The 24,158-nt window shown below is 52.6% G+C and carries 19 protein-coding genes; 7 read left to right on the top strand and 12 right to left on the bottom strand.

Going from position 1 to position 24,158, the window contains the following annotated elements:
- Window positions 1–165 precede the first annotated feature (165 nt).
- Together A15D_RS13465 and A15D_RS13460 are read right to left on the bottom strand one after the other, a co-directional pair.
- Window positions 166–660, bottom strand: coding sequence for a RadC family protein (locus tag A15D_RS13465; protein WP_063508940.1), 495 nt, complete (start codon window positions 658–660; stop codon window positions 166–168).
- Between the two features lie 79 nt (window positions 661–739).
- Entirely contained in the window at window positions 740–1,072 is a 333-nt protein-coding gene (locus A15D_RS13460; RefSeq protein ID WP_035248785.1) for a membrane protein, read from the bottom strand.
- Between the two features lie 877 nt (window positions 1,073–1,949).
- Between A15D_RS13460 and A15D_RS13455 the strand changes: the two genes are divergently transcribed.
- The 7 genes from A15D_RS13455 to A15D_RS13425 are packed head-to-tail and all read left to right on the top strand — an operon-like array spanning window position 1,950 to window position 10,304.
- On the top strand, window positions 1,950–2,819 hold the full coding sequence (locus tag A15D_RS13455) for a metal-dependent hydrolase (RefSeq protein ID WP_035248744.1): 870 nt from the start codon (window positions 1,950–1,952) through the stop codon (window positions 2,817–2,819).
- Complete coding sequence (locus tag A15D_RS13450; protein WP_052042942.1) at window positions 2,819–3,820, top strand: BtrH N-terminal domain-containing protein; 1,002 nt, start codon at window positions 2,819–2,821, stop codon at window positions 3,818–3,820. The genes A15D_RS13455 and A15D_RS13450 overlap by 1 nt, the downstream gene beginning before the upstream one ends.
- Window positions 3,795–4,775, top strand: coding sequence for a PaaI family thioesterase (locus A15D_RS13445; protein WP_231866193.1), 981 nt, complete (start codon window positions 3,795–3,797; stop codon window positions 4,773–4,775). Before A15D_RS13450 ends, A15D_RS13445 begins: the two co-directional genes overlap by 26 nt.
- A 58-nt stretch (window positions 4,776–4,833) precedes the next feature.
- Window positions 4,834–6,384: a long-chain-fatty-acid--CoA ligase gene (locus A15D_RS13440; RefSeq protein ID WP_035248742.1), complete on the top strand. Its 1,551-nt coding sequence runs from the start codon at window positions 4,834–4,836 to the stop codon at window positions 6,382–6,384.
- 47 nt (window positions 6,385–6,431) lie between these two features.
- Window positions 6,432–7,592, top strand: a complete 1,161-nt coding sequence (locus A15D_RS13435; protein WP_007150215.1) for an acyl-CoA dehydrogenase family protein — start codon at window positions 6,432–6,434, stop codon at window positions 7,590–7,592.
- A gap of 8 nt (window positions 7,593–7,600) precedes the next feature.
- On the top strand, window positions 7,601–8,716 hold the full coding sequence (locus A15D_RS13430; protein WP_035248740.1) for an acyl-CoA dehydrogenase family protein: 1,116 nt from the start codon (window positions 7,601–7,603) through the stop codon (window positions 8,714–8,716).
- Window positions 8,703–10,304, top strand: coding sequence for a GMC family oxidoreductase (locus tag A15D_RS13425; protein WP_035248738.1), 1,602 nt, complete (start codon window positions 8,703–8,705; stop codon window positions 10,302–10,304). Before A15D_RS13430 ends, A15D_RS13425 begins: the two co-directional genes overlap by 14 nt.
- Window positions 10,305–10,450: 146 nt before the next feature.
- Here the strand turns inward: A15D_RS13425 and A15D_RS13420 are convergent, their stop codons facing one another.
- From A15D_RS13420 to A15D_RS13375, 10 genes are all read right to left on the bottom strand, one after another.
- Window positions 10,451–11,335 (bottom strand): metal-dependent hydrolase, encoded by an 885-nt coding sequence (locus tag A15D_RS13420; RefSeq protein WP_007149555.1) that lies wholly within the window; start codon window positions 11,333–11,335, stop codon window positions 10,451–10,453.
- Between the two features lie 41 nt (window positions 11,336–11,376).
- Complete coding sequence (locus tag A15D_RS13415) at window positions 11,377–12,243, bottom strand: SDR family oxidoreductase (RefSeq protein WP_007150445.1); 867 nt, start codon at window positions 12,241–12,243, stop codon at window positions 11,377–11,379.
- 10 nt (window positions 12,244–12,253) lie between these two features.
- The gene (locus A15D_RS13410) at window positions 12,254–13,765 is read right to left on the bottom strand and encodes an NAD(P)/FAD-dependent oxidoreductase (protein ID WP_008930244.1); all 1,512 of its coding nucleotides are present in this window, start codon (window positions 13,763–13,765) and stop codon (window positions 12,254–12,256) included.
- Entirely contained in the window at window positions 13,762–14,718 is a 957-nt protein-coding gene (locus A15D_RS13405) for an alpha/beta fold hydrolase (protein ID WP_008930243.1), read from the bottom strand. The genes A15D_RS13410 and A15D_RS13405 overlap by 4 nt, the downstream gene beginning before the upstream one ends.
- A gap of 173 nt (window positions 14,719–14,891) precedes the next feature.
- Window positions 14,892–17,972: an Ig-like domain-containing protein gene (locus A15D_RS13400; RefSeq protein WP_008930242.1), complete on the bottom strand. Its 3,081-nt coding sequence runs from the start codon at window positions 17,970–17,972 to the stop codon at window positions 14,892–14,894.
- Between the two features lie 34 nt (window positions 17,973–18,006).
- Window positions 18,007–19,368, bottom strand: a complete 1,362-nt coding sequence (locus A15D_RS13395) for an OmpP1/FadL family transporter (protein ID WP_063509526.1) — start codon at window positions 19,366–19,368, stop codon at window positions 18,007–18,009.
- A 334-nt stretch (window positions 19,369–19,702) separates the two neighbouring features.
- Window positions 19,703–21,346: an NAD(P)/FAD-dependent oxidoreductase gene (locus tag A15D_RS13390; RefSeq protein WP_102792352.1), complete on the bottom strand. Its 1,644-nt coding sequence runs from the start codon at window positions 21,344–21,346 to the stop codon at window positions 19,703–19,705.
- The gene (locus tag A15D_RS13385) at window positions 21,343–22,254 is read right to left on the bottom strand and encodes an alpha/beta hydrolase (protein ID WP_231880744.1); all 912 of its coding nucleotides are present in this window, start codon (window positions 22,252–22,254) and stop codon (window positions 21,343–21,345) included. Before A15D_RS13385 ends, A15D_RS13390 begins: the two co-directional genes overlap by 4 nt.
- 86 nt (window positions 22,255–22,340) lie before the next feature.
- Window positions 22,341–23,168: an SDR family oxidoreductase gene (locus A15D_RS13380; protein ID WP_008930238.1), complete on the bottom strand. Its 828-nt coding sequence runs from the start codon at window positions 23,166–23,168 to the stop codon at window positions 22,341–22,343.
- Window positions 23,165–24,109 carry a metal-dependent hydrolase gene (locus A15D_RS13375; RefSeq protein WP_008930237.1) on the bottom strand — a complete coding sequence of 315 codons (945 nt, stop codon included), beginning with the start codon at window positions 24,107–24,109 and terminating at the stop codon, window positions 23,165–23,167. Before A15D_RS13375 ends, A15D_RS13380 begins: the two co-directional genes overlap by 4 nt.
- Between the last annotated feature and the right edge of the window lie 49 nt (window positions 24,110–24,158).

Raw genomic sequence — 24,158 nt, 5'->3', positions numbered from 1 at the left:
TGGTTGCCCAGCCCGTGCCAGGGGGTACGTCCTGCATAGGCCATGCTTTCGACAAGATGTGCCATGGTAAATCTCCAAGAATAACGATGAGCCCAAAACGGGCGGCTTAACGAATGAGAAGAGGTGGTTGAGTCAGTGGTAGAGCAAAAGCCGAAGAGTGAAGGCTCAGAGCCAGCCACGCTGGGCTAAGCTGACCCACTCGGAGCGGGACACGACGAAGTGATCCAAGACCCGCACATCGATCAGGGCCAGAGCGTCCTTGAGCCGGGTAGTGATGGTGCGATCAGCCTGGGAGGGCTCACAGCACCCGGAGGGATGGTTATGGGCGAAGATTACGGCAGCGGCATTGCAGGCCAGGGCCTGCTGTACCACCACACGGGGGTACACCGCCGCGCCATCAATGGTGCCGTTGAACAAGGGCTCGAAACTGAGCACCTTATGCTTGTTGTTGAGGAAGATGGCCGCGAAGACCTCGTTCTTCTTCTGGGCCAGGGCCATCTGCAGGAACTGGGCGACATCGGTGGGAGTGGTTAGCGCCTCCCGACCGGTCAGCTCATCCAGAAGAATGGTGGCCGCCGTACTGACAATTTCCTCAGGCTTAACGCAGCCCTGTACGTGGTACAGGCCCTGCTCGTTCTTTACGAAAGTGGGAATATCCATCCAGGCCTCCATAGCGGCATAAAGAAGCCCGCACTGGGCGGGCTTCAGGGGTGTGTGAGTGGTAAGGGGAGAGTGGGACTTACTCGGCATCGAGGCGGAAGCTGTGTCCGCAATCCAGGCATTCCAGGTTGTCGAGATAGGTCTCGTCGAGCTTGGCGCCCAGCGCAGCACCAGCTTCACCACCGGCCACGCCGCCAGCCAAACCGCCAAACACGGCACCGGCGATACCGCCGATGGCGGACCCGGCAGGGCCAAACGCCAGGCCGACCGTAGCGCCCACGCGAGCACCGCTGCTAGCCATGGCAATGCCGCTGGCGGCACCTGCAACCGTGCCTACAGAGCCGCCGACCTTGCGGCCATTCTGCAGGGCGACAACGCGGATGGAACGGCAGGACGGACATTGAATGATCATGAAACCTCCATGAGACAGGGTCAGGAAGGCCATTCCTTCCTGGCTTCATAGAGGTGATATATGGTTGAAAAAATCTGGGATAGTGGCCGCATTTCTCTTCATGCGGGTAGTTGAAGTTTCTGTGTAGTATTTGGATAGTTCGATACTACGCCGATCGCTCTTCTCTATTTAGTTGGCCGATGTTGGTGAGCTGCGGCCTAACATGCCTCTCATCTTCTCGACAGCACCTGCTTGGTGAATTCTCATACGAGTTAGGGCGGGCCTGAATATCGTGCATTTTTCGGTTTTATGATGCTCAAGAAAAGCAGCAATCAGGCGCGGCAGCTCCCGTTTCACTCCGAACAGGTTATTGGCCCCGCCAAGGTATATAGCCTGTTGGTATTCTAGGCTTGGCCAAGGTGGCACCTTTCTGTAGCCGAAGATACCTTTAATCACCCGGAATGTATGTTCACGTTAGTTCGCGCGCTGGTTTGCTGGTCTCGCATTGCTGTGCTGTCTTCCTCGTCGTGGATTGCATTCCAGAACGTTCAGCGATAAATCACTTAGTCTTGCGCTTCTTTCTTTGCGATTCTGGATATTGCAATAACTAGAATCTTGCACAGATTCAGCTCATCCCGCAGGCATCGAAAGTTCAAGGTGGAAGTTTCATCGGCATTCCGGGAAAGATAAATATTCGAAAAACAGCACACCGATTCAATTTTATACAGCGTATCTTCCATGGTCGGACCACACTTCCAAAACCATTTAAATGCAGCTTTATGCATAACGACTGCTTCACAGAGGAGACTTGCGACCTAAGGTTATTGACATTTGGTTGTTCAGCCAAATAAGATCAAGGGATGTCACTACGTAGACAGCCTGTTTATTTGGAGGAATTATGAGTTCTGTATCAATTCAGCCGCGCAAAGTCGCTTTTGATGTCTCGTCAGTGCCACGGCACTGGAATGGCGGTGACCCCGTGCTGACCCGCTTCTTTGATGCCCTCTCAGTGCATTTCCCGGAGGGGGAGCGCTTCTTTATCCAGTCAGTGCGTAACTTCAAGGATCAAGTGACAGATGATCAGCTGAGCGAGGATATTCGTCACTTTATTCGCCAGGAAGGTCAGCACGGGATTGTCCATGATCGTTTCAACGATGTGATGGCCAGCCAGGGCGTGGATGTGGATAAGGTCACTGCGAATCTAAGGACCTTTATTCGCACCACACAAAAGTACCTGCCGAAGAAGTATCAGCTCGCCATGACGGCGGCGTTTGAGCACTTTACGGCAACCCTGGGCGAAACCATGGTCAGCGAGAAGAGCGAGATGTTTAGCGAGGCTGACCCCGTCATGAGAGCGCTATTTCTGTGGCACGGGGTCGAAGAAGTAGAGCACAAGGCCGTGGCCTATGATCTTTATCAGGGCGCAGCAGGTGGAGGCTACTTGACGCGCGCGTCTGCGTTGGTGGTTGCGACCCTGATGGTTCACCTTGTCGTGGCTCCAGTATTTTGGAATATGCTCAAGCTTGATGGCGTAACGCGCCAGCCTGGTGTGATTCTGCGAGGCCTGAACAAGCTTTATGGGCGAAAAGGTATTCTCACAGGCATGCTGCCTGATTTCCTCGCTTGGTTCCGCCCTGGATTTCACCCTTGGGATACCGGTATGCCTGAGAAGGTTGCCGCGTGGTTGGCGGAGTATGAGACTCATGGAGATCCGATGCGGGCATCGGAAACCATTTACGGTCCGGCTCCAGTGAGTGAGGCAGCCTGATGCATGGAGACAAGCAGGATGTCCCCAGTACCGTCGATGTTCCTCATACACATCGGCCTGGGCGTCACTGTGGCAGTTCAGCTATCAGAGACCTGCTGGAGTTTCATGGGCTTAATTTGACGGAAGCTTTCTGCTTCGGGCTGGGTGCCGGGCTTGGTATTACTTATGTGGAAATACCAGGCACGGACACCCCGTTTATTGTCCATGTCCGTTCAATGGGATTTGAGGAAACGGTGTTCTCTACACTGGGCGTGCCGTTTCGCTGGGAAACTTGGCAAGATAAATGTGCTGCCGCCGATGCGCTGGATGCCCATCTTGATGCGGGGCGGCCTGCGCTTCTCTTAACTGATATTTTTTACCTTCCTTATTTCAAGAGCAGTACACATTTCCCCGGTCACGCCATCGTCGCCTGGCAGCGAGCCGAGAAGGGCGAGACGATGCTCGTTAGCGATACCGAGCGCCCAGGGCTTTTAGAGGTGCCTCGTGACAAGTTGGTTGAAGCCAGATTCTCCTTGTCGCCACCCTTTATCCATCATGGTTCATTGTTCGCACCCGAAAGTGTTTCGGTTCAGGTGTCTGCCGATAACGTGCGCAGTGCGATTGTGAAGAATGCAGATAATCTCCTGCAAGGAAGCAGGAATCACGGTATTCAAGCGCTAACAACTTGGATCCAGGAACTTCCTCGCTGGAAGGCAGTGGATAAATGGCAATGGTTGCTCCGTTTCGCCTATCAAGTGATCGAGAAGCGTGGAACGGGGGGCAGCGGCTTTAGAGCGATGTATTCAGAATTTCTCGATGAAGCGAGTGAAATTGTTCCTGAAATACATGAGGCAGGCTTGGTCGAGTTGATGCGCACGAGTGCTGCGGCATGGTCCGCTCTGGCTGATTGTCTGCGAAAGGGGTCCGAAAGTGAAACATTCCCTGAAGAGGCAATAACGGACGCCATTGAATCTGTGCGTGTTGCAGAGACCCGGTATGCGGATGCCGCTTCAACATTCTGATAAAAAGTTGCTAACTATGACAGCTGAGACATCACTCCCGAGAGAACTGCTTGCCGCAAAGGCTTTTTTTGGTTCAGGGCATCCGTTGTTCAGGGTTTTTGGTATCGCAATGGATGACATTACCAAAGATGGCGCGGTAATGAGCATGCCTTGTGTGGAAGAGGTTTGTGATCAACAGGGAAAGCTTCATCGGGGAGCCATCGCTACCTTGCTTGATACGGCATGTGGTTTGGCGATTTTTGTGCGCCTCGGCGACATGCGCCCAATTGCGACAATTGACTTGCGCGTTGATTTCATCGCTAAACCCGAGGCTGGCGAAGGGGTGGCATGTAATGTCACCTGTTTTGCAGTTGAAGAAAATATTGCTTATGTCCGTGGAGAGGCATTTGGGCGTGATGGCGGCAATTTGCTGGCGTCGGTATCAGGCAGTTTTGCGATAGGAACGGCAGGCCCGTCCTTTGATCAATCTGTGAATCCTAGCAATAAGAGAGCCCCCTCCAAGAAAAAAACAATCGATGATGAAGGAATCATCAGCTTCGAAACAGAAAGGGTAACCGCTCTCTCTACTGTGGTCGGCGATGTATCACCATACGAAAAATTTCTTGGTATGACGGCTTCGGACGATAATGGCGAAGCAACCTATAAAATGCCGTTTCGCGAGCAGCACATTGGCAACCCTCTGATCAAGACTTTTCATGGCGGTATTATCGCAAGCTTCGCGGAGCTTGTTGCTGGCGCGCACTTAACAGCGAATCAGACTGAACAAAATAAGCCAGTATGTTCAAGTATGACTCTGGATTATTTGCGCCCGGCCTTTGCGGGTACGTTGGTGGCCAAGCCGAACATTATTCGTGAAGGAAAGCGCTTCATTGTGGTTGTTGTGGATGTGTTTCTTGATGGCGCCCAGGTTTCCCGAGGTCGCTTCATTTATAAGAGAGCCTTCGCTTCCAGCTAATCCAATCTATAAACAACCCTCCCCCCTTCCTTTTCTGCCTCAATAGAGGAGTTCTGTTATGTATATTTCACAGACTTTGCGCCGTGCGGTTCAATTAAACGGCCAAGGTACGGCTACCGTTTTTGCTGGTCGGCGGCAAACCTGGCGAGAGTTTGAAGACCGTATCGCATGCCTTGCTAACGGGTTGCTAAGTCTGGGCGTCAATGCGGGTGACAGGGTTGCCATACTGGCATTAAACAGCGATCGCTACCTGGAGTATTTCTATGCAGTGCCGTGGGCCGGTGCGGCAGTGAATCCCGTCAATATTCGGCTCGCACCACCTGAAATCGCCTATACCTTGAATGACTCAGGTTCTAAAGTGCTTTTCGTTGATGACACCTTTGCAGCATTGCTGCCATCCCTACAGCCACAGCTTGAGTCTATCAAGCATGTTGTCTTCATGGGTGAGGGTGAGTGTCCACAAGGGTGTATTGATTATGAATCCCTTGTCGCCAACGCCGATCGAATCCGTGACGCCAATGCTGGCGGTGACGATCTGGCGGGGCTGTTTTATACCGGTGGTACCACTGGGCGGTCAAAAGGCGTGATGCTGAGTCATGACAACCTGGTATTCAATGCCCTAAACGTGGTTGCCGAGATGGGCTATGACAGTGACACCATATATATGCATGCCGGGCCCATGTTCCACTTGGCTGATATGGCCAGCACGTTTGCCGTGACACTGGCTGCGGGGACACATGGCATTGTTCCTCGCTTTGATGTTGATGAAGTGCTGGCTTTCATTGAGCAGGAGAAAGTCACGAACACCCTGTTGGTGCCGACCATGGTCAATCTTCTAGCCTCATCTGGGCGCATCGCCAATTACGATGTCAGCAGCATAAAACGCATGCTGTATGGCGCCTCGCCAATGCCAGAGGCGGTATTGATTAGTGCTATGGAACAAATGCCGACAGTGTCATTTGCTCAGGGCTATGGCCAGACCGAAGCCTCCCCAATCATTACCTCACTCGGGCCAGAACATCACATTCCCGGCGGAGAAAAATTACGTAGCGCCGGTCGCGCAGCACTGGGTGTGGAGGTGGTGGTGCTTGATGAAAATGATCAGGTGGTATCTCAAGGTACGGTTGGCGAAATATGTGCGCGGGGACCAAACGTCATGTTGGGTTACTGGGGAATGGAATCAACAACCGCTGATACCTTGCGCAATGGTTGGCTACATACCGGCGACCTTGGCTACATGGACGAGGATGGATTTGTCTTCATCGTTGATCGAGCCAAGGACATGGTAATCAGCGGTGGAGAAAATATTTTCTCTGTTGAAGTTGAAGGTGCCATTTATAGCCATCCTGCGGTACAGGAGTGCGCGGTAATTGGTATTCCCGATGAACGCTGGGGTGAAGCTGTGCATGCAATCGTGGTGCTGCGTGAAGGAGAGCACGCCAGTGAGGCAGAGATTATCGAACATTGCCGTGAAAGAATTGCAGGTTACAAAGTGCCTCGTAGCGTTGATTTTAAGGCAGAGTCGTTGCCGGTGAGTGGGGCAGGTAAGGTGCTGAAAAACGAACTGCGAGCCCCCTTTTGGGAGAGCAACGGTAAACAGGTTAATTGAGTAATTGATGACCTTGTATTGCGAAATTTATTGGCTTGGAGGCTTCCATGAATCTGGATTTCAGTAATGACGAAAAAGAATTTCGTAAGAGTATCCGGCAGTGGATGAAGGAAAATGTGCCTGATGATATTCGGCGCTGTACTGCCCGAGGAGCGATGCCAGACAAGAATATGCAGCAACGATGGGAGCGTTTGCTGGGCAGTCAAGGTTGGCTCACGTCTACTTGGCCAGAACAATTTGGTGGCCCAGGGTGGAGCGCAACCCAGCGGTATATTTTCGATCAGGAACGCGCCTCGGCAGGGGCTCCGCCAACAAGTCCTTTTGGTGTGGCCATGGTTGGGCCGGTGTTATATACCTTTGGTTCTGAAGCACAGAAGGAACGGTGGTTGCCCGGCATTCAGCGTGGCGAAACGCTATGGTGCCAAGGTTATTCTGAGCCCAATGCGGGCTCAGATCTGGCCTCGTTAAAAACGCGAGCCACGCGTAATGGCGACCATTATTTGGTTAATGGTCAAAAAATCTGGACGACACAGGCCCATTGGGCAGACATGATGTTTTGCTTGGTGCGAACGGATAGCACCGTGAAACAGCAGCAGGGTATTTCATTCCTGCTGATCGATATGAAAACCCCCGGGCTTGAAGTACGGCCGATTTATTCAATTGATGGGCATCATCACCTTAACGAAGTCTATTTTACCGACGTGAAAGTGCCTGTGGAAAATTTGGTGGGTCAAGAAGGAATGGGGTGGACCATTGCCAAGTTTCTTCTTACCCACGAACGCACCACCATTGCCGGTGTGGCGGATATTCACTACGAAATCAATCGCCTTAAAAGTGCTATCGATGCGCTACCAACGGAAACAGATAAGCAGTTGGCGGTGCGTCGGTTGGCTGGCTTGGAAGTCGATCTTATGGCACTGGAATACACCAACTTTCGCACCGTTGCTGCCACAGATGAAGGCAAGCCGTTCGGCCCAGAATCGTCAGGACTGAAAATCAAAGGCACGGAACTACAGCAAAGGGTTTCCCAAGCGATGGTGGAAATCGGAGGTTTGATGTCTTTGCCATGGGATAACGAGGAGCCCATTGGGGAGCAAATTTTTAATCAGGCCAGTCGCCGCTATAACTTCCTGCGTGCGTGCACCATCTATGGTGGATCTAACGAGATCCAGAAAAACGTGTTGGCGAAGATGTTGCTCGGATTGTGAGGTGAAAAATGGATTTCAAGTTACCCGAAAATACCACCATGATTGCGGATACCGCGCGCCGTTATCTTAAAGACAACTATTCATTTGACACCTACATTGCACAGTTGAATGAGAGTAATCACCTTGAAGCGAATCGCTGGCAGGCCATGAATGATTTGGGTTGGTTTGGCCTTCCGTTTGCTGAATCTGTTGGAGGGTATGGCGGCTCATTGCTTGACGTGTGCGCCATTGTTCAGGAGTTAGGAGCCGCGCTTTGTCTTGACCCTTTTGTCGATTTAATTGTTTCCCCCGGCAAGTTATTGGAGTTCGCCAATACGCCAACATCCTTGGCGTTGCTTGATCGCATTATTGCTGGTGAGGCACGTGTGGCTTGCGGTCTTTATGACCGGCATGCCGGTTATCACGTGCTGAACCCTTCCTTGAGGCTAAACGGAGAACGACTTTCCGGGCAGAAGCACGTTGTGTCTGATGGTGGCGTTGCAGACGCCGTGCTCGTCTCCGCTATGTCTGGTGATGAGTTGGTCATTGTCGCGCTACCTTTCGACGCCTGTGACGTTGAAAGATATCGACTGCTCGATGGAAGCCGTGCTGCCAGTTTGACGCTTGATGATGTGCTCATCACAGACGAAATGGTTTTGTGTCGTGGTGATGCGGCAAAGCAAGCGGTTTCTGCCTGGTTCGATTATCTGTGCGCATTGGACTGCGCACGTATGTACGGCGCCTGCCGAGAGGTGTATCAGGCCACTCTGGAATACGCTCGAACGCGTAAACAGTTTGGTAGAACGATTGGCAGTTTTCAGGTAATCCAGCACTACCTTGTTGATGCGTTTATTGATCTCCAGCAGCTGGAATCCATGCTCTTGATGGTGTCAGTAAAAGGAGAGAGCGCAAACGTCGGTGAGCGCGGGCGCGCGACAGCGGCGGCAAAGGCTTACTACGCAAACCGGGCCGTTGGTATCACTCAGCAAGGTATCCAGATCCATGGTGGCGTTGGTGTTACGGAAGAGCTGAACATTGGCCATTACTTCCGTCTGGTGACACATGCATCATTGAGTCATGGCGACCGAGAGCACCACATGTCACGGTTTATTCAGGCGGGGGAGAAGCAAAATGAAGTCGTTTGATTTTATCGTCGTGGGGGCGGGCTCTTCGGGCTGTGTTCTTGCCAACCGGTTAAGCGAGTGCGGCAAGTATTCCGTTTGTCTTATTGAGGCCGGCCCCCACGATAATAGCGGTTTTATTAATATTCCGTTTGGACTCATCGGTCTAATTAAACAAGGAAAGCGAAACTGGGGCTACGACACCGCGCCACAAAGTCACCTTAATAAAAGGCGCCTCTACTGGCCGCGAGGAAAAACACTGGGGGGCAGCAGCTCAATCAATGCCATGGTCTACATTCGAGGCCAACAACAAGACTATGATGACTGGGCAGCGCAAGGCGCAACAGGGTGGGCGTGGAAAGATGTGCAGCCGGTATTCAATGCACATGAAAACAATGAACAATACTCCGCTGACAATTGGCATGGTGTGGGTGGGCCACTGAATGTTACCCGAGTCAGGGATGTTAACCCGTTAACCCCGCTGTTTATTAAGTCCGGTGAAGAGCTGGGTTATACCCGAAACGATGATTTTAACGGGCCGGAACAGAAAGGCTTTGGCCGGTTTCAGGTAACACAAAAAGAAGGGCGCCGGTGGAGTGCCGCGCGTGCTTTCCTGGATCCTGCACGTGGCCGCGATAACTTGCACATCATGACGGATGTGCAGGTAACCAAGGTGTTACTGGATTGCGGCAGGGCGATTGGCGTCGAAATTTGTGATAGTGATGGTGCTCAATCGGTCATTCGTACGAACAAAGAAGTCATCCTGTCCGGTGGGGCGATCAATACCCCTCAGTTGCTGATGTTGTCGGGTATTGGAGAGCGAGAGCACCTATCGAAAATCGGCATCACCTGTTTGCAAGACTCGCCGGAAGTTGGGGAGAACCTTCAAGATCACCTTGATATGACCGTCATGATCAAGGACAAAAGCCGTCAATCAATCGGCATGTCACCGTTTTTTATACCTCGGCTGATTAGTGCCTTCTACCAGTATTTTCGTCATCGGCGCGGCTTTCTTGCCAGTAACGCGGCGGAAGCAGGGGCTTTTGTCAGCCTGCTCAGCGAGCCGGATCGTCCGGATGCTCAGCTACACTTTTTACCGGCTTATCTTCGAGATCATGGACGTCAGTTGACGCCAGGGTTTGGTTGTACGATTCATGTGTGCCAACTCAGGCCTAAGAGTCGAGGACAGATTCGATTGGCCAATAGCGATCCATTTGCTGCGCCTTTGATAGACCCAAACTATCTTTCTCATCCTGACGATATTCTTGTGCTCCGTGAAGGCGTGAAACTAGCCAGAAAAGTGTTTCACAGTCATTCTTTCAGCTCTGCTTTTGGCGGTGATGACGAACCGGCTTCCAGCGTGGAGAGTGATGACCAGATTGACGCGGATATTCGCCAGCGCGCTGAAACAATCTACCATCCCGTCGGCACTTGCCGAATGGGTAGTGATGAAAAAGCGGTGGTGGATGTCCGTCTGCGGGTAAACGGTGTGAAGGGGTTGCGTGTCGCCGATGCCTCGATCATGCCACTGTTGATCAGTGGTAATACGAACGCGCCATGTATGATGATTGGCGAGCGAGCGGCACAATTCATTCTAGAGGATGCGCAATAAAGATCGGCTAGAGAAAAGCTATGATAAAAGGTGTAATGCCGGAGTTGCATGGAAGCAATTCCGGCATTTTTTTGTGTGTCTTTTAGCAAACGGTGGTGACAGAGTCGTCAACTATTCAGAGGTTCCCTAAACCCCCTTGAGCATTATTATGCCGCCGGATTGCTATACAGCTCATGCAGTTGGCCACCTTCAGCGAACAACTTCTCACGCCACAGTTTTTCCAGCCCTTTGGTGTCATGTTGATCAGGGTGGAAATCCGGCTGAATGAACTCAGGAAGGCGCGAAAGGATTTGCGATACAAACCCGTTACGACCTAGCAAAATATTCAGACCTTTAACATTATCGCTGATGTTGCCGAGCTGGCCGTCTTTGACAAGCATCCAGCTCCAGGTGATGCCCAGCATCGGCAGCAAGACGACCATCGAGGCGAGGGCTGCAGCCACGCGCTCTGTACGGCTGTTACCAATAAGCTCATATACGTCGTAGGCAACAGATTTGTGTTCCAGCTCTTCGAGCGCATGCCACTGCCATATTTTGAGCATTTCAGGGTCTGCCTGGCGTACAAAATTCTCGTCTTCAAGCAGCTGCTCGGCGAGAAGCGCAGTAAAGTGCTCCATAAACGTGGTGGCGGCTAGCCGAGTGCTCGGCGGCAACTTCTCTAGTATGGCCAAGCCAATTTTGACAAACCGATCTGGCGACTGCATGTCATAGCCGTACTCGGCGAGAATCTGGTTCAGCCTGTCGTGCTCTCGTCCGTGAATGGCCTCCTGCCCCATGAAGCCCGATATGGCCGCCCGTAGAGATTCGTCCTTAACCTGACCACGAAAGTGTCTAACGGACTCCATGAAATAGCGTTCACCAGGTGGGAAAAAACCGGAGAGCATGGCAAAGAAAGTCGTTGCTGTGGCATTTCCAGCATAAAAATACTTTGGAATGGAATCCGGAAATTGAAAATTGATATGACGCGGTGGAATGCCCACCAGTGCGCCGCTGAGTTTCTTAATGCTTTTTACCGTATTAGACGAGCGCATATCGCCTCCAATCAATAATGTGATAGTTAAAGAGAAAAATGTCAGGCCATGCCCTGATGCGTTTTTTTATTTTTGCTGCTTTGCTGTTTTTTAAACATAATTTCAAGCAAGCGTTGGTAGCCTGTGGGTATCAGTCTCTGTGTGGTGTCCAGCATGACCGCGTCACCGCCTACCAAAACTCTTCGCCGGTTTTTCCGCACGCCTTTCAGGATGGTTCTAGCGGCAGCTTCGGGTGTGGTCATGGCAATTTTTTCGAACATGCTGGCAATCTCTTCTTTGTCGCCCATGTTCATGCTGCCCATGTCTCCCATGCGACTATTACGCGCGATGTTGGTCTTTACTCCACCTGGATGAACGCAAGTCGCGCTGACAAGGCCGCCCGCGATATCCAGCTCTTCACGTAATGATTCTGTAAATCCGCGAACAGCAAATTTTGCGGCGTTGTAGGCTGACTGGGTTGGAACACCGATAATGCCGAAAACGCTGGAGATATTGACGATATGGCCTTCACCTATTTTCTGGAGATGGGGAAGAAATGCCTTTGTACCGTATACGACACCCCAGAAATTGATATTCATCAGCCATTCAAAGTTTTCATAGCTCATGTTCTCGACGGTCTCACCCAGTCCCACACCGGCATTGTTCATGATGAGATTTACTTTTCCGTGTGTTGATACGGTATCTTCCGCGTATTGATAAACCGCATTTTTGTTGCTGACATCAACAACATGAGTGCTGATGTTGACGGCGTAGCCTGCCAGTAATTCGACCGTCTTCTCTAGGCTTTCTTCGCTGATATCAGAGATCGCTAAGTGGCAGCCTTCTTTTGCTAGAGCAATCGCCGTGGCTTGCCCGATGCCCGACCCGGCGCCAGTGATCGCCGCGACTTTTCCTGAAAATGATTTCATCGTTGCGCCTCTATATTGATGTGTTGCTCAGAAGTTTTTGGACGAGATTGCGTTTCGTTTTATGTAGGTTTGTCGTTTCGAATTTAAGGTGGCCATCATTCATTTTTCCATAACGAAGCGCCGGCAGGTCGTGAAGATAATCGTTGAGGTTTTGCCAAGGATCTTTGTTGCCTTGGCGTGGCAGGCGGTCATCAGCACGTTGAATGTAGCCAGATCGAAGGTTGAGAAAGTTGACATCAGAGCCACACCCTTCCTCGTCGATAGGGGTCACCTTTTCTGCGCCTGTCTTGCGCATATGCTTGAGAAGCCGACAAACAAATTCGGAGGCAATATCTGCCTTGAGGGTCCAGGACGCGTTGGTATAGCCAAAGACCAGTGCCATATTAGGCACTTTTTCAAGCATTAAGCCTTTGTACATCATGGTGTTTGAGAGATTGACGTGCGTACCATCAACACGTAGCTCTGCGCCGCCCAACATTTGCAAATCCAGACCGGTAGCTGTGACGATAATATCGGCAGGTATCCAATCCCCAGATTCCAGTTTTATACCGGTTTTGGTGACATTTTTTATATGATCCGTCACCACGGAAGCCTTGCCTTCACGAAGCACCTTGAACAGATCCCCCTTGGGAACTGCGCACATTCGTTCCTCCCATGGGTTGTAGTGAGGTTGAAAATGCTTCATGTCGATATCCGGCCCCAGTTGTTTGCGAGCAGCGGCCAGCAGTAATCTGCGGATCGCTTTGGGCTTACGAATCGATAGGTTAAATACGGTTCTCTGCAGCAGGATATTGCGTGTGCGCGCCATGCGGTAAACAAGCATTTCTGGCAGTACTCGGCGCAGGTTTTTCGAGATGAGATCTTGCTCAGGGACGGAGGCAACATAAGTAGGGGAGCGCTGTAACATGGTGACATGCGCAGCGCGGTCGGTCATCGCGGGCACCAGTGTTACGGCGGTGGCGCCGCTGCCGATCACGACAACTCGCTTACCCGTATAGTCGTAGTTATCTGGCCAGTGCTGCGGGTGAATTACGTCGCCGCCAAAGCGATTGATTCCAGGAATTTTCGGTGTGTAGCCGGCGTCATAGTTATAATAACCGGTACAGTTGAGGACAAACCCAGCGGTGAAAACTTCTTCTTCACCGGTTTCCTCGTTCAACGCGGTAACCGTCCAGCGATTGAATTCGCTGCTCCAGTCCTCGGCAGTGACTTTCAGGCCAAAATGAATTTTCTTGTGGACCTGATGATGCTCAGCGGTTTCTTCGATGTAATTGCGAATAGAGGGGCCATCGGCAAGCATCTTGGTGTCTGTCCAAGGCCGAAAGTTATAGCCGAGTGTGAACATATCGGAGTCCGAACGGATGCCGGGATAGCGAAATAAATCCCAGGTGCCACCAACGCGCTTGCGTCGCTCAAGGATGCCATAGCGTAGATCTGGGCACTTGCGGCTTAGGTGACAAGCCGCACCGACGCCGGAAAGGCCCGCGCCAATGATCAGCACGTCGAGGTGTTTATGTTTCATGGTGTAAGTCTCCGATCGGTGGAGCGTATGTGATTTCCTTGCGGGTCAAGGTGCTGAAGAAAGTCCAGCACTGCTCCGGTAAAAATACTGTTGCGGTCACCCGCTACCATATGACCTGCTTGATGGATTACTCGGTACTTGGCATGTGGCACGAGGGCTAATAATTCCTGGGCTCCTGCTTCGCTGAGTACATCACTGTGATGGCCGCGGATGAGTAATATCGGTAATTTGAGTTTGCTTGCTGCAAGATTGAGTCGCGCTCGGCCGAACATGCCTTCATTTGCTTCAGGGATTACCGCATGATCAAGAAACGCAGGATCCCAGTGCCAATGGAGACGGCCATTAGCGTCCTGGCGGAGGTTTTTTCGCAAGCCCTGTGAGCTTGATGGTGCTTTTCGTGTTGGGTTATAGGCAGCCACGGCATCCTGAACCTGATCCAGAGAGTCGAAACCGTCAGGGTGGCGGCGCATGAACTCAATCACCCGGCGAACGCCTTTGGTCTCAAGCCGTGGGGCCACATCCACCAGTACCAGACCTCGACAGGGCAAGGGGGGCTCCTCCCCAAGGGTAAGCATGGCCGTCAGTCCGCCCATTGACGCTCCCACGATATAAGGTGATGTGGGAAGTGATTGGATGATGGCGCGGAGGTCTGATACCAGCGCGGTGCCGCTGTAATCCCCTTCAGGGCACCACTGGCTTTGACCATGACCGCGGGCATCAATGCAGGTAGCGCAGTACCCTGATCTGGCCAGAGCTGTTGCCGTGTGCGCCCAGGCATGACGGGTCTGTCCGCCGCCATGCAGCAAAAGCACCTGCGGTGACTTCGGGTCCCCGAACTGGGTTGCACTAAGAACCAACCCGCCGTTTCCCGGGAACTGTATATCCCTGCCAGATTCCGGTGAGTGCTTTGAATCGCTGTAGGCAAGGCTTGCGAGGCTGTCGTGAGGATGCATCATTATAGGCATTTATTTATTTGGCCAAACAACCAAATATTAGCGTTTCTTCTACACAAAGAAAAGTCCTATTTGACGATATTGATGATCATTCAGCGGTGTGGCATACGGTGAGGACAGAAAAAAGCCCCCATAAAGGGGGCATGAAAGTGCGTTAGCACAAGGGGAATATATTAAAAATCTTTTACCGGCAAAAAGGTAAAGGTCAGATCTACGCCGAGGGGGGGGACTTCCAGCTCAACACCCGCCAAGCCGATTCCCAAGAGATCAATGTTGGCCGGTATGATGAGAGGGTCGGGGTTACGGACTTTGAGAATCAGACGACCATCATCGACAAAGCGCAGGGGGCCTTCGAGGGTGACTCCGGTAATTACTTTGCTGCGGATGTCATGCCCGAGTTCTATAATTAGCCGTGGTTCTAACTCTGGTGCATCCACCATGAGATCAAACGTAGTACTGAACCAGGGGCCATCCGGGGTTTCGGTGATATAGCCCGTAATGGGTTGATTGTTTTCGTATCCCAATCGAAGTACCAGAGGACCGGTGTCCAGCGGTATTGTGATTAATCCCAGTGCGCGAGCTTCCAGAAAGACACTGGTCGTTGAGAGAACGGTAGGGAAGACTTTGGCAATGACGGCGCCGGTGACTTCATTTGATGTCATTGGGTCGCTGTCGATGAGGCGTCGGTTGATGGTGACATCCGGCTCATACTGGCTTACCCCGGCTTGCAAGGCGCCTGACCCGACAAAGGCAAATTTCTTTTCCGGGCAATCGTCGCCTATACCACAGCCAATGTTGGCATGGGTTATTACTCCCGATTTGTTTTTTAGCCTAAGCTGTAGGTAGTTGGCATCGGCAATGGCACCGCCGTTACCATCGGGTACCGCACCTTGCTCATTGTCATCGAGACTGAGGTTCGCGTTGACATCCGCTACAGGTAGTGACCGTAATGATACGCGGGTAATCCTGTCCTCTTCTCCTGTTACCACAAAGTGATTGGTCAGGTCCGGACCTCCTTGTCTAAGGCCAGGCGCTGTGGAGCTGGACTGAGAAATTTGCCGTGTTTGCAGAGGGGCTCCATCATTTGAACATATGGCGTTGACTCCACAGTTCGGCGCTCCTTCCTCGGAGTGCAGGGTATAACGGTAAAGGTCACCAACCCGCCAGGGACTGTTCGGTAAAAATTCGATTCGCTGTGAAAGTACTTTATGGCGACCATTGACGGGTTGCCATACGTTATTAACGGTATCGAAGTGTTCAACAACAAAAGTCTGATCATTAACCGTGTCGCCGTCGATACTGCGGCTAAAGATGACTCGAATACTAAAATCCTTGAACATATTCGGTACAGGATAGAGCGGGTCGCTATTTTTACCTCCTACACATCGGCCATTGCGCCAAGTCTCTCTTTCGCCGGTAAGATCGACATCGGTTAACGCACAGGGGTAACCGGGAAAAACAGCAGCGACAAGTGGTGCACGTAGCTCATTGGTGCTGCCATTGGGAAGCACGAAGTCCGGTAGGCGGATGTTGAGTGTCTGGTCCTGGTTGAGCGGGTTTCCCTGCGTATCTCGGAGCAGGCTGGTGAGGGTGAGCTCGACGTCTTTTCCGTGTTGAAGGATATCTCCTCCGATGATGATCGTGGCTCCATCGTGACGTATTGGGTACGTCTTTACTACATCATCAACAGAAACCTGTACGGCACCGTCAAGGAACACCGAAGCTGGGTCTAATGGTTTGTTGAAGTTCAGGATAACGGGGTCACCAGGCCTTGCATTGGGTTGGAACGTTTCTCCCGGTGCCCAAGACTGAAGCTGCAAGGGTCGAGTGTCTTGGCTTGGGGCAGGCGCTTGGCGCTGGTTTTGATAGGCCTCCATGCGGAATGAGAGCAGACCGGATGCCTTCTCCAGGCCCAGTACATCAGGTTCAACCACACTGACCGCATCCAGTACTAGTACACCATCCTTTACAACGGCTAAACCCGCTACCTGCACATTAAGCAGGTTCTGGCTGAGAGCCGCATTGGGCTCTTGACCTGCTGCAGTCATTGCTGCGTCCATATTAAGCAGGGCATAGCGGGGAACCGATGGGGAATCACTGAATGGATTAGGGATCAGATACCCATTAGCGTCGCTGAGTATCGTGATGGTGACTTCACCGGTTTCCAGCCCGGACGGTATTTCGCCCAGTATATTGACGTCCACGGGGGTGCCTCGGAGTACGGAACCAGCGGGTACTCGCAGTGGAACGGCATTAGGAAAGTTGGGAGCAAAAGCCAGATCTGCAGCTAGATCCCCGCTCAACCCGGTAAATGATTCATCTCCCAGCACAAAGGATTGTACTGGCACCTGATTGATCGGGTTGCCGGTTAAAGTTGACACTAGTCCAGGTTGCTCAGCTCCAAGACTGCCAACTTTTAGAACGGATGTAGCACGGGGAAGAGTGGCTTCCGGAACAAAAGTCCGATTGTACTCCGGCAACTGTTCACCGGTAGTCTGGGCCCGCAGCCCAGCAATCGTTAGTGTGTGTTCCACAGGTTTCAGATCCTGGTCAGGATCCAGTGTCAGGTAACGACCCTGCAAAAATAGCGATGCGGGAACCAACTTGCCGAGGTTGTCACGAAGTTGAACCGATCCGGTTTCGCCATATGCTGTGCTGGTCGGATCAACCGTTTGGTTAAACGACATCCTGAAGGTGCTCATGTCGTTGGGATGGCTGGCATCATCAATCGGCTCTAGCAATGACGGTTGGTCTAGAGGAGTGGCTGAAAGCAGGGTGAAAGAGCCGCTTCCCATGGTTTGCGATGCGCCGGCTTGACTGCCTGCAGTCCGAAACCGAACGCGGGCCACGGAGTTATCATCAATGGCTCCAAGGCCATCATCGTTGACAACCAGATGGTACGCTTCCGCCGGAGCCAGCCGCGATTGAGGATACAGGGCCAGGCCTCTGCCATTGTCTACCACCTGATAGTCAACCATGACGGTATTCCCATCAGTATCACTGACCAGCTGTAGGCGTGAGTCAATGTCATCAATAACCTCTTGCTCAAGTGCAGAGGAAAATCGCAGGATTACTGGCGCGGTAGCTGGAACCTCGGTCTGGCCAGGATAAGGGTAAGAAAAAATTAATGTCTCTGGTGTGCTCCAGGGATTGCTTACATCGCCCTGATCGCCACCGCACCCGGTCAGAAGGGCTGCTATGGCGACCGCCAGACTAATCAGAAACTGGTGGATTGTGATGGGGTTATTATTCATTGCTCTTCTCCTGGTATTAATCGCATGCCTGTTGTTAAAACTTTAGCGACAGGGAGGAAGAAAATACGTTTATTTCACCATCAGCCCTTACCGTTTCATAAGGGGCTGGATCGGTGGAAGAGTTGATGGAGGTCAATTCGAAATCAGCTTCATCCAGCATTTGATACTGGTAAGCGAAGGAGAGTTCTAATGGCATATCTATTATTGGCGCGCTGGACAGACGGTAGCTGGCACCCAGACCGAAAACCTTTTTATCGGTGTCAAGATAGTTAACGTCCTGGGATCGGCTGGATTTTAAAGGTGAGTCCTCCAGGGCTGCGCCGGCAAAGAGTTTCATGGACTCCGACCACTGATAGCTAACGCCAATTCGGGGAATGGTGATGTCGTCAAACGCTAGATTAGCCTGATCGCGAATAGTATCGTCGGCAAACTCGCTTTCAAGCGCAGACCAATTGTGCTGCTCAATGCCTGCCGTCAATTCGAATTTGCCAACGGGAAGCAAAATGGCTGCGCCGAGAACTTCAGGTTGATAGGTATCAATTGTACTAAGCGCTAGGCTCAGGCCTGGTTCAGGGATAACTCCCGGCACAACCACATTGGCATCCACGGATACCTCATAGCTACTTTCCCCCCGCCAGAAAAGAGCCAGCTCCATCTTATCCATTCCAAAAGGCATGCACTCGCTTGTACCGCAGAACATTTCTCCAGAGCGGATATTGATACCTAGTGCCGGTGATAGGGATGGAGAGGCTTCCAGGGAAAGTTTTTCAGAGTCTGTGTTGCCGCCAAGGTCTGAAACTGCTTCCAGGTTGGCTTTGGCCTGGAGGGTAAGACGTGCTGATGCGCCGACGTCAACGCCCCTCAGGACGTTGCTGATAGCGCCACCAAAGGCGAGATAAAGTGGCTGAGATTCATAGCGTAGAAACTGCCCTTTCTGGCTGGTATTGGCCTGATAGGGCAATAGGTTGGATGTGTATTGGTCTACACCCACGTTCAGGCCAAAGTAAATGGGCTTGTCGATGCTGGAAATGCCGGCGACGCGGCTTTTGAAGCCGATTAATAATAGTTCGGAACTGGTGTCAGAGAGGATATCATTCTCTCGCTCCAAAGGGTCTGTTCCTCCCAGTGATTTGGCACGTAATTCCTGGTCGCCATACTGCACAATGACTCCCAGTTCGCCCTCCGGGGAGCGGGCCATGGCGGCCGGGTTGTAGTACACCGACCAGCTGTTGGATGCAAAAGGACTGAATGCCAAGGCAGTGCCGGCATTCATCGGGCCTAGCCCATAAGTGCTCGCTCCGTCGCCAGCACCGCCAATGGCCAAGCCGGGTGAGAGCAATGCTGTAGTGCACGTGAAGAAAAGGAGAGGTAACCGTTTTGTTTTTTTTGCAGACATTTCAGGCTCCTAAAGGGGGCTGTTCTGGTTATAGATGGTGAGTTGTTCTGATTTTCTGTTTGTTTGGTTAAACAACCAATATTGGTCTCAGGCTTAGCTGTCTGTGTCCATGACTGTAATGACGTTGTGCTCTGGCGCTCCGGTAATGTCACACATTAATGCGTGACGCCCAGTCGTCGTCTATGACGAGATGCCGTGTTCTGTTGCTGACCAGGCATGGGTTATCGAGTGGTGTAACGCCTCCTGGGCAGCGCTAAAGCGCACGGTCAACTGGATCTGGAGAGCTCTGCTGGCGTGACATGTACAAGCAGGCTCCACACTTTCTCTGGCACAGTCACTGAGAATTGTTATCTGTTTGTTTTGCCGGAATGCCCTTCTCTGGCAGCTGGGGATGTGGCTCACAGGCTTGTCTCCCGCCGTCGTGTCTGCTGGGAGTGTGCCCGGCCAGTACACTGAACCGGTAGTGATCCATCGGTAAATGCTTGGCTCGCCACAGCATTTCCAGAGAGGTAGAGGGCCGCAGCATTGGCGCGTCACCATGATGGTCGAAGTAATAACTGTTCGACAGCGCGCAGTTGTGGTTAAGGAACACGGTGTTTTGCTGGCGTTTCTGGATATTGCGGAAATACGCGTCATGGACGGACTGACGTATTTCCACTTGGCTGGCTCCACGTCGGTTGGCTTCGCGAATACAGCGAGAGAGGTGGATGGCATTCCCTTCGACCATCTTGAAGTAAGAGGTGCCGATAAGGGCATAGGGACCGAGCATGATGTAAAAGTTCGGGTAGCCCGGAATGGTCAACCCTTCATAGGCCTGGTAACGGTAGTCATGCCAGAAATCGCCCAAATTGATGTTGTTGCTGCCGATGACGTCGAACGAGGGAATATTTCCTTTCTCGAAGGTTTTGTAACCGGTGGCGAGGATCAAGGTATCTATGCGTCGTGAGCGGCCGTCTTCGGTGGTGATGCCACGGGAGGTGATGCGTTTGATCGGCGTCGTCACCAGCTCGACGTTGTCCCGGCCGAAGGTGCGGAAATAGTCGTTGGAGAAGGTTGGTCTTTTACAGCCGAAGCCGTATTTCGGTGTCAGTGCTTGCCACAGGTCCTGGCGGTTGGGCAGCTGTTCGCGCAGGTTGTTTATGCCCGCCTTTTCACACATGCGAACCAGCCAAGGGGCCTGCCGGTAATATATTGCGGAAAGCACCATCAGGGTTTCGCTGACGGTGTCGGTAGCGCCGCGAAGGCTGCGTTGCAAGCCCGGTACGGTTCGGAACAATACCTTGAGCCAGCCAGGCAGAGTCTGATCCGGCTTCTTCAGCACCCAGATGGGGGTGCGCTGGTAGACGTCAAGTTGACGAGCCTGGCGGGCAATTTTCGGAATCAGTTGCACTGCAGTGGCGCCAGTGCCTATTACCGCTACTCGCTTGTCACTAAGATCAAGGTCATCTGGCCAGCGTGCAGTGTGAATGACATTGCCCTGGAACGTATCAAGCCCTTCAATATCTGGCATCTTGGGTGATATCAAACCGCCACAGGCCGAGACAATATGGCGTGCACTAAGTCGCCTGCCATCCGTAAGATCGATCAACCAGACATGGCTGTCGAGATCAAAACGGGCGCTAGCGACTTCGACACCAAAGCGAATCAGTGGGTAGATGCCATACTTGCTTGTTACCTGTCTTGTATACTGGTAAAGCTCGTTTCCCGGCGCAAAAACGCGAGACCAATTTGCGTTTTGTTCGAAGGAAAATGAATAGGTAAACGAGGTAATGTCGACAGCGATTCCCGGATAACGGTTGTCGCGCCAGGTTCCTCCCACATCCTTGCTTCGCTCAAGGATCAAGATATCTTTGATGCCATCGGCACGCAGCTGGATTGCCGCACCAATTCCAGAAATTCCCGCGCCGATGATAATGACTTCATGATCAGGAGTAACGCTGGGACGAGGGTTATGGATTGCAACAGCAGCCATATTCATGATGCAACCTCAACTATGGCGCTATCGCTAGCATTGACCGTTTGGGATGGGGCTTTGCCGACGTTATTGCTGGTCAGATACTTTTCCAGAATTCGGACGATGGTAGGGAAGTCCTGCTTTGCCTCTGGTAGCAAAAAGGTGAATACGGGCCACACGTGCGGCATATCATCGCGCTCCAGAACCTGCACGGGCACCCCCGCATCTCGCGCGCATTGTGCTGCTGCATGGGTATCGTCGCGCAGACACTCTTCGCTACTGACAGTGAAAAGTAGAGGGGGCAAGCCGGTGAAATCCGCGGTGATTGGTGAGGCATACGGGTGAGCGGGGTCCGCGCCGGCCAGATAGATATCCGTTGCCACCTCAATCATGCCATGGGAAAGCATGGTATCGCTGTCGCTATTCGCCTGTCTGGACATCAGGGTGCCTCGCGCATCCGATGCCGGCGAAATGGCGAGGGCGCAAGCCGGCATTTTCAGCAGCTGATCACGGGCACGCAGCAATGTGACTAACGTCAGGTTGCCTCCCGCAGAGTCTCCCGCAATGACCACAGGGCGAGGGTCTGCGATCAGTTCACGATACACATTAAAGGCGTCATCCGTTGCTGCCGGGAAGGGGTGCTCAGGGGCTAGTCGGTAATCCGGAAGAAAGACCCGCGCATTCAGGGCGTGAGCCAAACGGCCACAAAAGTGGTGATAGGTATCAAGCCGCCCGCCGATGAAGGCGCCACCATGCAGGTAGAGTATGGTGATTTGTGGGTCTGCGGTGCCTAGCCAGTGGCCAGCTATTCCTGCAACCTTGCCTCGCTTGAGTCGCACTCCGCGTGGCAGCAGAGAGGGGGCCAAAGGCGCGTTCATCACCCTGCGAAGATGTCTTACCAGTTTGTCCGGGTCGCGTATATCACGCTTCATGCCGGCGCGAAAAAGTAGCTTCAAAATTGTTGTAGGAATGGAGGCCATATTGAATTCCTTGCGTGTTTCGTTTCCACTAATGCGGTTTAATCAGCCAGCATTCTGTAAGCTTCGCCAATCGCGCGGGCGTATAGTCGTGGCGTCAGGCGTTTCAACCGCCAGGCAAGCCGGCCGTCAATTTGTGGCAGCATGTAAAGCTCACCTCGATCAAGGGCACTGAGGGTCTGTCGGGCCACCTGGTCGGCGTTGGTGAGGGCATAGCGGGTCATCGCTGAACGGGCAAAGTCACGGCGACGTTCAGGCAGGCGCCCATTCTCGACGATATTGGTCGGGACCACGGTTGGGCACAGGGCCGTGATTTTTACGCCGGTACCGGTCAGTTCAGAAGACAGCGTTTCGGACAGGGCCAGCACCCCCGCCTTGGTGACGTTGTAGGCGGCCATTTCCGGGGCGGACCCGAATGCGGCAGCAGAGGCCACATTGATGATGCCTCCATAGCCCAGATCGCGAAGCTGAGGGGCAAAATAATGGCAGCCGTGAATAACTCCCCATAGATTGACGTTCATGCACCAGTGCCAATCTTCAAGTGACACCTCGCCGATTGGGCCACCGAGGCCGACGCCGGCGTTGTTGATTACCAGGGTTACCGGCCTGCCGAGCAAAGGCTCGGCATTTTCCGCCAGGTATGCCATCTGTTTTTCATCGCCGACATCACACCCCAGGGCTACCGCGTGAGTACCGAGTGCTCGCAGGCTGATCGCCACCTGTTCGGCGCGCTCTTCATTGATATCGACACACAGTACCGAACCGCCTCGACGGGCAACTTCGTAAGCAAAGCTACGACCGATGCCGCTACCCGCCCCGGTGATGACAGCTGCCGCCTGAGTTGACGGGTGCAAGGGTTTCTTTTTCATGCCTGCCCCCATGCGGGTTCAGGTTGTGGCGTTTCGAATGTACCGTGTACATTGTTGGCTCGGTGGTCTCTGAGCGCTTGATAGGCCTTATGAGGGTCGCCAGTTCTTTCGTAGGCGCGTTTCCAGATCCGGATTACATCACGGTTATCGTCATCCCACGGGTGGAAAGTGGGGGAGAAATAGGGGGGCACGCCAGCGAGTACCTTGGAAAGAATGCCGGGACGCCAGAACAGGACTTTGGTCATTTTGGCGGCGGACCACAAATTCAGAATTTGACGATCCTTGTAGAGCAGATAGGTCTGGTTGCCGATCATAATGGGGAAGCCCAGGGCAATGGCCAGTAGCATGCCACTGATACGCAGTCGGTAACTGCGGTAGCCACCACCACTGGCATCGACGAAGACGTCATAACTGACGCTCTTGTGCTCGGTTTCTTCGACAAAGTGCCAGTAGAGCATGGCACGCAAATCCGGGTGGGTTTCGTCAAACAGCTCCGGGTGCTCAAGCAGTACCGAGGAAATAATGGCCGTGAAATGTTCAAACGCCGCTGCGATGGAGCTCTGCATATCGTCACTGAGGCGGTGTTGGAGTTGCTTACGGATCAGCTTGAACACGCCTTCAACCTTGTCGATGGGAACCCCGTGTTGCACGCCGATGGCGTTCATTTCATCGTGCTCACGAGCATGAATGCGCTCCTGGCGAATGAATTCTTTAGCTGCGTTCAGCACTTCTGGATCGTCAAGCTTGCCAAGCTGCCGTCTTGCAGAATTCATCACCCAGCGTTCACCGTCGGGGACGGCGGCGAGAATGGCATTCATCCAGTGAGTGGACCACGGGTCGTTGCGAAACCAGTGGCGAGCCACGTTTTCGATGTTCATGGGAAAGTGAATGTCACGGGTTACAACCTCGTCGTAACCAATCTTGCGGTTTGCCAGAGCCATTGGATCGCTCCCAAGTAAAGTGCATTCATTGGACTTTATTTGTATGACC

It is taken from the genome of Alcanivorax sp. MD8A, assembly GCF_002888555.1.
Taxonomy (GTDB): Bacteria; Pseudomonadota; Gammaproteobacteria; order Pseudomonadales; family Alcanivoracaceae; genus Alcanivorax.
Note: the sequence above shows the minus strand (reverse complement) of the source record. Positions and strands in the feature narration are given on the sequence as shown.